This is a genomic window from Planktothrix sp. PCC 11201, from assembly GCF_900009135.1.
Lineage (GTDB): Bacteria > Cyanobacteriota > Cyanobacteriia > Cyanobacteriales > Microcoleaceae > Planktothrix.
Genome location: NZ_LT797701.1, coordinates 216,676 through 228,830, shown reverse-complemented (window position 1 = coordinate 228,830; position 12,155 = coordinate 216,676). Strand labels below are relative to the sequence as shown.

General features: G+C 39.9%; 12 protein-coding genes. 5 read left to right on the top strand and 7 right to left on the bottom strand.

Going from position 1 to position 12,155, the window contains the following annotated elements; translation table 11 throughout:
* Positions 1 to 11: 11 nt before the first annotated feature.
* Positions 12 to 1,475 carry an ammonium transporter gene (locus PL11201_RS11300; protein WP_234996667.1) on the top strand — a complete coding sequence of 488 codons (1,464 nt, stop codon included), beginning with the start codon at positions 12 to 14 and terminating at the stop codon, positions 1,473 to 1,475.
* Between the two features lie 298 nt (positions 1,476 to 1,773).
* Here PL11201_RS11300 and PL11201_RS11295 read toward each other — a convergent pair whose 3' ends face one another.
* Positions 1,774 to 3,180, bottom strand: a complete 1,407-nt coding sequence (locus tag PL11201_RS11295) for an NB-ARC domain-containing protein (protein WP_079678746.1) — start codon at positions 3,178 to 3,180, stop codon at positions 1,774 to 1,776.
* 216 nt (positions 3,181 to 3,396) lie between these two features.
* Between PL11201_RS11295 and PL11201_RS27415 the strand changes: the two genes are divergently transcribed.
* The gene (locus PL11201_RS27415) at positions 3,397 to 3,855 is read left to right on the top strand and encodes a prepilin-type N-terminal cleavage/methylation domain-containing protein (protein WP_079678744.1); all 459 of its coding nucleotides are present in this window, start codon (positions 3,397 to 3,399) and stop codon (positions 3,853 to 3,855) included.
* Positions 3,852 to 4,193: a hypothetical protein gene (locus tag PL11201_RS11285; RefSeq protein ID WP_079678743.1), complete on the top strand. Its 342-nt coding sequence runs from the start codon at positions 3,852 to 3,854 to the stop codon at positions 4,191 to 4,193. The genes PL11201_RS27415 and PL11201_RS11285 overlap by 4 nt, the downstream gene beginning before the upstream one ends.
* Positions 4,194 to 4,434: 241 nt before the next feature.
* Here PL11201_RS11285 and PL11201_RS11280 read toward each other — a convergent pair whose 3' ends face one another.
* Genes PL11201_RS11280 through PL11201_RS11270 form a run of 3 tightly spaced genes read right to left on the bottom strand, consistent with a single transcriptional unit; the run spans position 4,435 to position 5,374 of the window.
* The gene (locus PL11201_RS11280) at positions 4,435 to 4,641 is read right to left on the bottom strand and encodes a type II toxin-antitoxin system HicB family antitoxin (protein WP_007354027.1); all 207 of its coding nucleotides are present in this window, start codon (positions 4,639 to 4,641) and stop codon (positions 4,435 to 4,437) included.
* Between the two features lie 49 nt (positions 4,642 to 4,690).
* On the bottom strand, positions 4,691 to 5,134 hold the full coding sequence (locus tag PL11201_RS11275; protein ID WP_079678741.1) for a pepsin/retropepsin-like aspartic protease family protein: 444 nt from the start codon (positions 5,132 to 5,134) through the stop codon (positions 4,691 to 4,693).
* 33 nt (positions 5,135 to 5,167) lie between these two features.
* Positions 5,168 to 5,374: a hypothetical protein gene (locus PL11201_RS11270; protein ID WP_255377621.1), complete on the bottom strand. Its 207-nt coding sequence runs from the start codon at positions 5,372 to 5,374 to the stop codon at positions 5,168 to 5,170.
* A 104-nt stretch (positions 5,375 to 5,478) separates the two neighbouring features.
* Here PL11201_RS11270 and PL11201_RS11265 point away from each other — a divergent pair, with 104 nt between their 5' ends.
* On the top strand, positions 5,479 to 6,153 hold the full coding sequence (locus PL11201_RS11265; RefSeq protein WP_079678738.1) for an RNA-guided endonuclease InsQ/TnpB family protein: 675 nt from the start codon (positions 5,479 to 5,481) through the stop codon (positions 6,151 to 6,153).
* On the opposite strand, the gene PL11201_RS11260 is transcribed toward PL11201_RS11265, so the two are convergent.
* Both PL11201_RS11260 and PL11201_RS11255 read right to left on the bottom strand, forming a co-directional pair.
* Positions 6,143 to 7,255: an IS630 family transposase gene (locus PL11201_RS11260; RefSeq protein ID WP_079678737.1), complete on the bottom strand. Its 1,113-nt coding sequence runs from the start codon at positions 7,253 to 7,255 to the stop codon at positions 6,143 to 6,145. The two genes, PL11201_RS11265 and PL11201_RS11260, sit on opposite strands and share 11 nt — an antisense overlap.
* Positions 7,256 to 7,977: 722 nt before the next feature.
* Positions 7,978 to 8,913: a serine hydrolase gene (locus tag PL11201_RS11255; protein WP_079678735.1), complete on the bottom strand. Its 936-nt coding sequence runs from the start codon at positions 8,911 to 8,913 to the stop codon at positions 7,978 to 7,980.
* A 97-nt stretch (positions 8,914 to 9,010) separates the two neighbouring features.
* Here PL11201_RS11255 and PL11201_RS11250 point away from each other — a divergent pair, with 97 nt between their 5' ends.
* Positions 9,011 to 9,733, top strand: coding sequence for a C40 family peptidase (locus PL11201_RS11250; protein ID WP_079679563.1), 723 nt, complete (start codon positions 9,011 to 9,013; stop codon positions 9,731 to 9,733).
* Between the two features lie 69 nt (positions 9,734 to 9,802).
* Here PL11201_RS11250 and PL11201_RS11245 read toward each other — a convergent pair whose 3' ends face one another.
* Positions 9,803 to 11,980, bottom strand: a complete 2,178-nt coding sequence (locus tag PL11201_RS11245) for a CHASE2 domain-containing protein (RefSeq protein WP_079678734.1) — start codon at positions 11,978 to 11,980, stop codon at positions 9,803 to 9,805.
* Positions 11,981 to 12,155: the final 175 nt, after the last annotated feature.

Below are 12,155 nucleotides of genomic sequence, written 5' to 3'. Positions count from 1 at the left end.
TGTTGGAATCAATGAGCAAAATACAGATTCAATCTTTGGATATTGGTTATAGGGAAAGAATAGTAGCGATGCTCAAAAAATTAGGAATTATTGGATTACTTACATTCATTCTGTTAGCTGGCCCTCTGACGGGAACAGCTTGGGCGCAAGCGGCAGAAGAAAATCCGATTAATACCGGAGATACTGCCTTTATGTTGGTTTCGGCTGCCTTAGTGCTGTTTATGACACCCGGTTTAGCCTTCTTTTACGGTGGCTTAGTGCGCTCTAGGAACGTCCTGAATACCATGATGATGAGTTTCATCTTAATGGGCATTGTCGGCGTTACCTGGGTATTCTGGGGATATAGCCTCGCCTTTGATGTCTCAACTCCCGTCTCGGAAGGCTTTGGCCAAGGCATTGAACAGTTCATTGGCGGATTAGATTGGGTATTTTTAAATAAAGTCACCGCCGAAGCCCCTGATCCGATTGGCTATGCGGCCACCATTCCTCACCAGTTGTTTATGGTGTATCAGATGATGTTTGCGATCATCACCCCAGCCTTAATTTCTGGGGCGATTGTGGAACGCATCACCTTTAAGGCTTACTTTTGGTTTGTCCTACTCTGGTCTACATTTATTTACTCTCCCTTAGCCCATTGGGTTTGGGGTCGGGGTTGGTTACAAGCCATTGGTGCTTTAGACTTTGCCGGGGGAACCGTTGTCCATATTAGTTCCGGGGTGTCGGCGGTAGTTATAGTTTGGATAATTGGCTCGCGGAAAAATTTTATGGTAGTTCCCCATGCCCCCCATAATGTTCCTTTTGTCCTATTAGGAATTGGGATGTTATGGTTTGGCTGGTTTGGCTTTAATGCTGGTAGTGCTTTAAGTGCAGGTTCTTTAGCTACCGTTGCTTTTGTCGCCACCATGGTTTCAACATCAGCCGGAGGATTGACTTGGGCGATTGTGGAATGGTATTTACGCGGTAAACCAACGGCCGTTGGGATTGCTAGTGGTTTCCTCGCCGGGTTAGTCGGAATCACTCCCGCAGCAGGATTTGTTACCCCCGTTGGTGCAATTTTAATTGGTTCTATCACCGCCGTTTGCTGTTTCTATGCCGTCAGTTGGCGGGTGAAATTAGAATTTGATGATTCTTTAGATACCTATTCTATTCATGGTGTGGGTGGAACCATTGGGGCTATTTTAACCGGAGTTTTTGCGACAAAAAGTGTCAATCCGGCTGGATTTGATGGACTTTTGTATGGAAATCCAGGACAATTAATTCCTCAAATTGTTGGGGTAGTTGCTACCTACATTTTTGCCGGGGCTGGAACTTTTGTGATTATCAAAATTCTTAGTTCCTTGATGGAAGTGCGAGTTAAACCGATGGTTGAAGAACAAGGTTTAGATATTGATCAACATGGAGAAGAAGCCTATGGCGAAGATTTTGCTTCCGGTTTAAGTTTTGCAACTGGAAGCTTTGCTGGAAAGGAAAGGTAATTTTAGGGATGTAGGGGTTTCGTTCCTAAAATGAAACTCCTATAAATCTCATTTTTAGAAACAAATTATCCGGCGGTTGAAACCGCAGCTAAACAAACAAAACCCGCCGACGCGGGTTAAAGATTCTGGAAGCGGATTTTTCCTACCCACATACCCCCTTTGTCCGCGCAGGCGGACATCGTTTGTGTAGCCGCGATTTCAATCGCTGAAATCGCTGTATGCCATTTTATACCTCTATTGAGTTTTAATGTTTGGTGCTATGGTCATGGTTAGCTCTCATTTAGCTATATCTTTAAAACTATTCGCTAACCATTTTAACATATTTTTTTAATATCGGTTGAATGGTGAAAACAGTTTCATTTTCATAGCTGAATTTTTCGATCATTCCCCGTCTTACTAAAGATTGAATTGCTTTAAATAATTCGCCTTGTGACCCTTGACATTTTGCCATTAATTGGGTAATTGAAACGGTTTTACTTTCGTTACTGAGTTGCGCGATCGCGTGTTTCTCGGACTCCGACAACCGCTGATAATGCTGCTGTAATATCGGTGTCAATTCATCGTTTAACAATACTGCTTGATAACTCAAATATTGAGATACTCTACCGCTAAATAAGTTATTAATAGTTTGAGCGACTAGTTTTAACCAGAGGGGATTACCTTGATAAAGGTTAATCAATTCTGGCCAGCGATCTTCATCTAATAAACCTTTTTCTCTAATAATTTCTGTTGCGGCTTCACCTAATCCAGTTAATTGTAATAAACATACCGCTGAATTATCATCTGTAAATGTTAAAATATCTGAAGGGGGTTCCCAACTATTGAGGATTAGGCAGCTATGATGAGGAATTTCGCCGATAAGTTTAAATAGGGTTCCATAATTTTCATATCCGGGTTTATAATTGCCTGCAAGTTGGCCGCTGTTGAGGATTTGTTGCACGTCATCTAGGATAATGAGACAGCGATGGGTGCGTAAAGATTCTATTAGTATTTCTAGTTGGGTATCAATATTTTCTGGTAAGGTAATTTCGGGTTGATTTGAGAGAAATTGAATCAGGTTTTTGAGGGTTGTTTCTAGGGGTGGGGAAGTGCGGAGACTGCGCCAAATAATTCGATCGAATTGAGTTTGAATTAGGGGGATGAGGTGACGTACAATCGCGCTTTTGCCGATGCCACTCATACCTGTGATGGTGAGGAGGCGACAGTTTTGGTGTGCGATCGCATTTTCGAGGGTGGTGAGGGGTGAGGAGGGGTAGTTGTAGAAGGTTTTGATATCTGGTGCGTCTCTTAAATCGAGTTTTTGTTGGGTGTTGTTTTCGTTTGAGTTTTGTGTTGGGGGTGAGTTTTGTGTAGGTTTGGGAGGGTGTGGGGTTTCTGTGCAGAAATTATTTATATTACCTTGTTCTATAAATATAAAATTTAAGTTAAGGAAATTAGAATATTGAGAAATTTGATATCTTTCCATTGTGGAGTGGAAGTTAGATTTATTGACATTTTCTTCTAATATTTCTGACATGATTTTCCATAATTTTGAGGCAATATCTCTGAGATGACCATCACTATAGCCGAATTCCTCTGCAATTTCGGTATATGTTTGACCTTGCCAAGCACCCTGCAATATAGCCTCTTGCACGTTGTCAAGGTGTTTTCCAGTCTTGGCAAATACTAGGTCGTCAGCAAATTTTAACACTTCCTTAACGTCCATTTTTTGGGTAGGTGGGGGTATTTTTTGATTATATCCGACAAAATCTTACAAAATCCTACATTTTTTGGATGAGCGGTGAAAAACCGCGCTTTGCCGACTCAGAGTAATTGTGAAAGTTCAGACATTTTCCGATATTTTCCGACTAGACAAATTTTAATTTTACCCTGAACATACATATAAATAGCTTAAATCCCCTAAAAAAATAGATAGTGGAAGATGGCTAAACTCACTAAGTCAAACTTAATCCTTCACAAGTTCAGCGAAGGCTTTACCTTAATTGAACTGCTTGTTGTTCTACTAATTGTTGGTATTTTATCAGCAATTGCTTTGCCTATATATTTGGAGCAGATTCAGAAGGCAAAACTGGTCGAACCAAAAGTATTCACGGCAAGTTGCCTCCGAGTACAGCAAGCGAATTATGAAGGCTACGGAACTCTGGCTGGAGAAGAAAATTCTCAATTAGAAGAAACTCTCTTCAGCCAAACGAACAAATACACAGTCAATGCTAGTTTGTACAAATCTCAAAATCCAGAGGAGTTCATTCAAGCAGTAGTCTGCTGTGTCGCAGCTTCAAATCAGAAAGGTAATCCTTCCTACGCACAAGCGTTGGTTTATACCAATACAAATGAAGTCGTTTCAACAACTTGTGAAAAAGTTGCATCTATCAAACCATGATTCAAAAAAAATTCTTGACTGCTGCTCTTATTGCAGCGAGCTTGTCTCTTGAATCTTTACCAGTTAATGCAGGAGTTCTTGGCGGAATTAATATGACAAAAGCCTGCCAACAACAAACTCTTGTTTACAATGTAGATGCTGTATTGGTTGGAAACCCACAAAACGCTTACTCATGGCGTTGTCGTGTTTACTTCATGTCATTTGGTAAACTTTGGCCCTGGTGGGATTATTCCGTTGATATGACAGCAGCTTGCAGAAAACAATACAATAATCCACGTGCATTTGCTGAAACAACTAATTGGCAAAGTCCCTATTCATGGCGTTGTCGTGTAAATTAAGATTTTGCTTTTTATTGCCAATTACTGATTGAGTATTGCTAAAAAGTGAGCAATAAGTTTACTGACTGATCACCTTTTATTTCACCTCATTCCCACAAGCGATCGCCCTTCCTTGAGTCCTTCCTTGAGTAAACGTGCGATCGCTCTTTATAAGTGACTACTGATACTTTACTACCGCCGCGATACCCTTCCTTAGCCTTCCAAAGCGCGGATCGCTTCTGCACTACTGACTCGTGGTAATTTAGGCACTCAATACCTCAAATGTAGTTAGCAGGCGAGGCGAAGTTTTAGGTAGAGGGAATTCTTCTAAATAAAGTTCCGTTGCTTCTTTGAGATTGGCGATCGCCTCTTCTATCGTATCTCCTTGACTAGCTGTTCCCACTTCAGGACACTCGGCTACATAAACATCCTCTTCCCAATAAACAATTGCCGTGAAAGTATAAGACATTTTTTTGCCAAATTCTTTTTACTCAATATAGCTATTCTTAGAAGGAAAACTACAGAATTGTCAAGTAAGTATCTACTGATTCTGAGGGTAAAACCTTTAAAGTTTGGTTGCGTAGGTCGGGTTCTAATCCCAAAGCTTCCAGAGGAATTACGCCGATTAAAGCATCTCTGCCTCCTGGTAATTCTAAACATTCAAAAGTGCCTTCTCGACCGCATAAAGATATTTTGGCATCTTGAAATATTCGTGCTTTGCTGATGCCTGTGGTAGTGGCGACATCAACTTCTTTGAGGAGTTCAAGACCCAGTTGTGAGATCGCCACTGGAGGCAAGCATAATGTAGTTGCACCCGTGTCTACCAAAACGTTATCTAGCGTGAGGGAACGTATTTGTTCAGTTGGAATGAATCCTCGTGCAGCAGCAGATTGGTCGGCACGATTGGTAATCGTCAGCGTTGTTAAAACTTTACCGATTGATTTGTCGGAAGTTGCGTACATTGTGATCAATCCTCCGAGTTACTGTATCTTAAATTATGACACATTTGGCATCTGGCACAAAAGAACTTTATCATGTTCTCGACCAGAGAATTTATCTGCATTATCTTCTAATGGTAAAGCCGCGATCTCTGCGAGAATATCGGCATGACTTTTATGCTGAGAATCAGACGTTTTCGGAATAACAATTATTTCAACGCTGGTTCCCTCTGGAAGTTCGATTGGCTGCATGAGCCGCAACACTCCCTTTTCATCGGAAATTTGGGTAGAAACCCCGTCCTTTTAGGACGGCTTTACATTTAGAGGTTTTCGCTATATACTAGAGAAATAGTGAAACACCTGAGAAGATGTACGCCACTCAAAAAAACCAACTTAGACGACTTAGCCAGCAGGAATTTAACGCCCTGACTGTTTTGTGTCGTTTGAGCAAGAATCTTTTTAATATGGCGTTGTATGAATGTAGGCAGTATTTCTTTACTCAAAGAAAGCGACTGACCTATGAATCTAACTACCATATTTGCAAGTCTAATGAGAACTATCGGCTTCTTAATACCGATATTGCTCAACAGACAATGAAGGTGGTAGATAGAAGTATGCGGTCTTTCTTGGGACTTCTTCAAGCCATCAGTATAGGACGTTGTGAACAAAAACCACAACTGCCTAAATACTTGCCCAAAGATGGTTATTTCCCTTTGATTATTCCGAGAATTAAAGTTAAAAATGGGGTGTTTAATATCCCCATGTCTCAACAATTTAAACAGGAATATGGGGAAGTGAAAATCCCACTCCCAGAAAGACTGAAAGACAAGAAGATTAAGGAGGTACGAATACATCCGAAATACTCGGCTCGATGGTTTGAGATTGAGTATATTTATGAAGATGAAAAAATCGAAACATCTGTTGATTCCGAAAAAGCGATAGCTATTGACTTGGGGGTTAATAATCTGGCAGCTTGTTTTGACACTGATGGGCATCAATTTTTGATTGATGGCAAANTAAGCTGTTGTGCATTTAAACTGTGATTATAGCATTACCTTTGTTTTTAAGTTTACGTCCCCATTTAATAGATAACTGTCCCTCATTTAAAAGCTGATGCAATAAACACTCTAGCTCATCAACTGATTTAAAGAGTCGATTAGCAATATATTCTTTAGCTGAATGCCAGACCAATTCAATTAAATTATAATCTGGACTATATTCTGGAAGAAATTCTAAATAGATATTCGGCATTTCTGCTTTGATTTTTTCTAGGTATTCTTCTTTTTTGTGAAAACTTGCATTATCAAGAATAATGACAATCTTGGCTCCTTTTTCTACAAATTCTTCTGCTTGATTTCCCGCTAATACCCACTCATGAATTAGCTCTTGATAAAAACTTTTTAACACTTGATAAAAATTATTTGCATTCCCTTTATCCAGAAATTCTACAAATCTTTTTTTGTCCGAGTACCTCAATCCTCCCATAACATTAACTTTTCCTTTTCTTCTGTCTCCTCTAATCTTTCTCCTCTTTCCTTTTTTACACCAGTTCTTTCTTTTTATTACTCTTAAATTAAATCCACTTTCATCCCAAAACCATACCTGTAATTGTTCTGGACTTTCTTTTGTTATTTTTAAATACTCTTCTATTTTATTTTTAAATAATTTCCTTTTTTCTGGATCTCTTTTCTCTTCCAAGCTATACTTTGCCCACAAGTAAACATACTTTTTTTTCTTTAATATCCTTCTCACTTGTGAACCACTTAATTTTATTTCTGTGATTTGTTCTAAATAAGTTGCCAATCTTTCTCCTGTCCATCTCCCAAATTCATATCCTAATTCTTCCGGTTCTTTTTCTACAGTTTCTAATAATATCTCTATATATTTATCTGTGGCTTTTCTATAATTTCCTTTCATTCTTTCATCTTTTAGGCTTTCTAACTTGTCCGGATCTCCATGTACACACCAATAACATACTTTATTTATTGAACATCCCAAAAAATTGGCAATTTCACTTTGTTTTTTACCATCATTTAGCAATAGTAGAATCAAGATTCTTTCTCTGATTTGTCCATTTTCTTCCTCTTTCAATCTTTTCTGTAGTTTCTCTACTTGCTTTTCATTTAAGTGATTTTTAGCAGGCATCTTTTTATTGATTTTTCTAAACTTAGTTTTTCATTATACCCTATTTAGATGCTTAACAGCTNGCCAATATTTTGGTTAAAAGTAAGCACAGACTTGATTTTGAGCGAGTGTCTAGCGGGTTTTTGGCTAACCCTTTAAGGATTTACATCTCTTAAGAATCCGCGCCGTTTTACGGCGCGGGAGTGTCAATTGATTATCCTCTCTTAAACTTTAACAACATAACATTTAGCAAGGATGATTCGCGATCGCGTTTCCTTGAGGTCTTTCTTGAGTCAACGCGCTCTTATAGAAACCCCTTGTTTGAGGGTGAAGAAACCGGGTTTCTGATAGTTTTGCTATTTTTGGGAGTTTTGCTCTACCTATTAGCTTAAGCTACACAAACAAAACCCGCCGACCCGGGTTGGAGATTCTGGGGGTGGATTTTTCCTCCCCACATACCCCCTTTGTCCGCGCAGGCGGACATCGTTTGTGTAGCCGCGATTTCAATCGCCGAGGGCTTTATTTCTTATGGGGAATGTCACATTACATTAAAGTCACATTACATCAAAGTCACATTATATCAAAGTCACATTATATCAAAGTCACATTATATCAAAGTCACATTATATCAAAGGCGGTTGAAACCGCATCTACACAAACAAAACCCGCCGACGCGGGTTAAAGATTCTGGCTGCAATTTCAATCGCCGAGGGCTTTTTACCCATGGGAAATGTCAGATCAAATCAAAGTATTTTCATCGCTTCCACAACTTTTTGAGAAATAAAAGGTAAAATTTCCTCGTTTTTACTTTGGGCTTTTCCTTCCGTAAATACTACTAATAAATAGGATTGAGTTGCATCAAGTTCAATATAAGCCGCATCATGGCGAACTTGGCTAGTATGTCCGGCTTTTGACCAGAGTTTTGCCGTTTTAGGTAATCCACCTCCGAGAAAACCTGCGACTTGATTCTCTGGATTTTCCGCTAAATCTTTGGGGTCAAGACTGCGTTGAATTAATGTCATCATCTGACCCGAAGCAACGGAAGAAACCGCCACTCCACCAATAATACTATGCAATAATCGAGCGGTGGCATTAGTGGTTAACATATTGCGATTTTCCATTAATTCCCCTAAAAAAATCCGTTCTCGACCATAGGCTCCATCACCCCAAGTTTTTTGATTCACATTAATTGATTCAAATTCCGGCCAGTTAAGGGTTTGTAAATAACGATTAACTAAATTACGCTGACTTTTCCAGGTTTCAAACGGCCCTGTGGATAATTCTGGCCCGCTGGTAGTTCCGGTTAATACATCAACTACTAAACTGGTAGCATCGTTACTAGAATTAATCATCATATCTCTAGTGGCTCTTTCTAATTCTGGGGTTGTCCGTAACATTCCCTTCTCTTTCCACTCAAAAACAGCCAGTAAATAAAATAATTTCACAATACTAGCCGGATAAATTCGTTCAATTCCCCGATAGTTAAATCCCCGCACGGGATATTTCCAAAAGTCTTCCGGGGTTAAGGCACCCCCGGTATTAACAGAAATAGGCGGGTCATATACTAACCAAGTCATAGCCACTTGATTGGCGGCTAAACCTGGAAATTGGGTGCGAGTTGCATTTATAATGCCAATGCCTTGGGTTTCTAATTGTTCATCGGAATGGAAAAAAGTCATTTCAGGTGTCAGTGTCAGGTTTGCTGGTTTTGGCTAAGTGTCAAAAGTCAACCCTCAACCGTCAATATCCATTAAATTAATATCCATTAAATTAATTATGATTGCCAAACCCTTATCAGATATGATTGAGTATTGCTGTAAAGAGAATTTAGATCTCTATGATGGAGCGGACTGCCAAACTTTAGCAACGCAAGCAGCTGCCTCTCGTCATTTACGTCTACTTCCCAAACCCACAAATCACACAGATAATTCCCCTAATATTCTAGTTCAATTATGTGAAGATAATTATACCGCTTGGCTACGCACTGGCGATCAAAAGCATTTAGAGATGGCGACTCAACCTTATCTTCCTCCGATTTGGTCAGAGGCTCAAATTCAAGCTGCAATTCCCCAGATTATTCAGTTTACTCAAGCCGCAATGGCAACCCCCAATTATTATTTTTGGGGCGGAACAATCGGCCCTAATTATGATTGTTCGGGTTTAATCCAAGCTGCCTTTGCTGATGCCGGAATTTGGATTCCTAGAGACGCCTATCAACAGGAAGCCTTTGCCAAACCAATCACTTTTAATCGAGAACAATTAGATTTTTCGAGTCTTCTCCCTGGGGATTTAATATTTTTTGGAACCGTTGAAAAAGCGACTCATGTTGGATTATATCTCGGAGACCAACAATATATTCATAGTTCGGGTAGCGAACATGGTCGTAACGGCATAAAAATTGATGTATTATCATCAAAAGGAGATGCTTGTATTCAGTATTATTTTAAACAGTTACGGGGAGCAGGACGAATAATTTCTAGTTATCAAACTGCTTCTTAATTCCATCTCAAGTGAAGTCATCTGCTGCTTAACGGGGGTAGTTTGTCAGCGAATCAATATAGTTTGGGATTAAGATTGGATATCGATATCCCTAGAAAACTCATACAAATTTTTTCCCGTGGTCTTAGCCCGATACATAGCCGTATCTGCTAACTTAATTAAGGTTTCTATATCTTGAGCATCCGCTGGATATAAACTAATGCCGATGCTAGTAGTAATTGAGATTTTGTTTCCTTCTAAAACCGTATCTTGAGTAATGGTATCAAGGATTTTTTGGGCTACCCTGGCAACATCCGACTTACTGGGAATACCCGGGAGAATCACGGTAAACTCATCCCCACCCAATCGAGAAACCGTATCACTCCCCCTTAAACACCCCTTCAGTCTGTCCCCAATGGTTTTGAGGAGTAAATCTCCAATCTGATGACCGAGGCTATCGTTGACGTGCTTAAAGTCATTGAGGTCTAAAAATAACAGCGCAACCATGCGATTTTGACGATTAGCCCATTCTAGGGATTGAGTTAAACGTTCTTGGAATAAAATTCGGTTGGGAAGTCCGGTGAGGGGGTCATGTTCGGCGGAAACCCGCAATTGGGCATTAGACCGCTTCAGTTCAGCAGCAATTTGTTTTAAATTGTCTTCTAACAGTTTACGTTCGGTAATATCTCGAATCACTCCCACTAAATAGAGATTTCCCGCCGCATCTCGGTGGAGCGATCGCTTTGTGGCAATATAATGGGTAATCCCATTAATATCGGTCAACTGTTCTTCATTTTCCTGTTCCCAAGTCGTATTAAATGCCATTTCATCCTGTTGACGAAACAGTTCGGCTTCATGTTTAGGAAAAAGTTGGTCATCACTCTTTTCCATCAACACATTTAACGGATAACCCACAAACTTACAATAGGCTTGATTTAACACAATTTTCTGATGCTCTTTATTTTTCACAAAAATCGGGTCGGGAATCGTATTAATAATACTTTGTAAAAATTCGGTAGACCGTTTTAACTCTCCTTGTAAATGCGCTAAATAAGCAATAATTACCCCCGCAGACCCGATTAAAGCCAAGTGAGCCGGAACCACGGGAATCCACCACCCTTGCAGAAAAGCCAGGTAAGTAACCCCGGTAATCCCAATACTAATTAAAATGATTAAGGACACCGAACGTCGGGGGGATTGAAGTTTCCAACTCAAAGCAGCCCCTACCCAAGACCATCCAAAAATCCACAGCCATTCTAAGGGTTCTGGCCAGACTTTGATTAACGTTCGACCATCTAAAACTGAACTAATAATTTGACTGGTTAATTGGGCTTGTAGTTCAACGCCATACATCGGTTGAGAAGACTTAAATATCCCATCACTATAGGAGGTAAATTCTGAATCTTTAATACTCGGAGCCGTAGAACCAATAATCACAATTCGATTTTTAATTAAATCAGGAGAAACTCGATTTTCTAAAATATCTCGCATCGGAATGGAGGGGAATGTTCCCGCCGGCCCTCGCAAATTAATTAAGAATTGATAACCGCCATCATCGGCCCTAATATAAGAGCCATCATTGGGTTGAAACCGACGAAATACTGTATTTTTAAATTGTAATTCATTAGGATTTTGGGGAGAAGGTTTAGCTTCAATTCCTTTGTTTTTTAAATGAATTGAAGCTAGTTGTAAAGCAAAACTTTTGCGAAATTTTTGCTTGTTTTCTGTGTCGGTAAGATAGAGTAATCCCCTGCGAGCCTTGCTGTCAGCATCTCGAGGTACATTATTAAAACCAATTTTATTTTTATTTTCTAAAATCTCAGGAGGGCGCACCCCAGATTTCCCACTACTTTCTACTAATTCAATGCCAATTAAATTGGGAATCGTTTTGAAAGCCTTGGCTAATTCTGACTGTCCGGGTTCAATGGGTAAATCTCTGTAAATATCTAAACCAATAGCTTGTGGTTTAGCCGCATTAACTTTTTGTAAAAGTCGAGCTAAAGTTCTATCGGAAATGGGAAACCCATACTCTTGTAAATCCTGCTCATCAATCCCAATAATTAAAATCCGATCATCTACAGATTCTAAGGGACGTGCTCGAAAATATTGATCATAAAGCGTCCATTCCGACGGTTGCAAAATTCCTAAAAATCGAATAAAAATCACCACGACCGTCACACCGGAAGCGGTGAATAATACTCGACCTTCTTGAGATAACCAGTGCTTGAGCGGAATTTGACGGCAATACTCTTTAAATATTTTGAACATCGGTCGCAACGATCCTATTTATTTATCTGTTCAAAGTCACTGTCTTACGAATTACGAATTACGAATGGGTTTTGGGTGATATTCAGCGAGCAAGGACGCACTGCTACGCAGGGCTAACGCCAACGCACTGCTTGGTGCTCCCCCTGCCTCCCCTGCTCCCCCTGCTTCCCCTGCT

Bases quoted from the DNA above. Each gene is read 5' to 3' on its own strand.
- PL11201_RS11300 (WP_234996667.1), top strand. From the start codon at position 12: ATGAGCAAAATACAGATTCAATCTTTGGATATTGGTTATAGGGAAAGA.
- PL11201_RS11295 (WP_079678746.1), bottom strand. From the start codon at position 3,180: ATGGACGTTAAGGAAGTGTTAAAATTTGCTGACGACCTAGTATTTGCC.
- PL11201_RS27415 (WP_079678744.1), top strand. From the start codon at position 3,397: ATGGCTAAACTCACTAAGTCAAACTTAATCCTTCACAAGTTCAGCGAA.
- PL11201_RS11285 (WP_079678743.1), top strand. From the start codon at position 3,852: ATGATTCAAAAAAAATTCTTGACTGCTGCTCTTATTGCAGCGAGCTTG.
- PL11201_RS11280 (WP_007354027.1), bottom strand. From the start codon at position 4,641: ATGTCTTATACTTTCACGGCAATTGTTTATTGGGAAGAGGATGTTTAT.
- PL11201_RS11275 (WP_079678741.1), bottom strand. From the start codon at position 5,134: ATGTACGCAACTTCCGACAAATCAATCGGTAAAGTTTTAACAACGCTG.
- PL11201_RS11260 (WP_079678737.1), bottom strand. From the start codon at position 7,255: ATGCCTGCTAAAAATCACTTAAATGAAAAGCAAGTAGAGAAACTACAG.
- PL11201_RS11255 (WP_079678735.1), bottom strand. From the start codon at position 8,913: ATGACTTTTTTCCATTCCGATGAACAATTAGAAACCCAAGGCATTGGC.
- PL11201_RS11250 (WP_079679563.1), top strand. From the start codon at position 9,011: ATGATTGCCAAACCCTTATCAGATATGATTGAGTATTGCTGTAAAGAG.
- PL11201_RS11245 (WP_079678734.1), bottom strand. From the start codon at position 11,980: ATGTTCAAAATATTTAAAGAGTATTGCCGTCAAATTCCGCTCAAGCAC.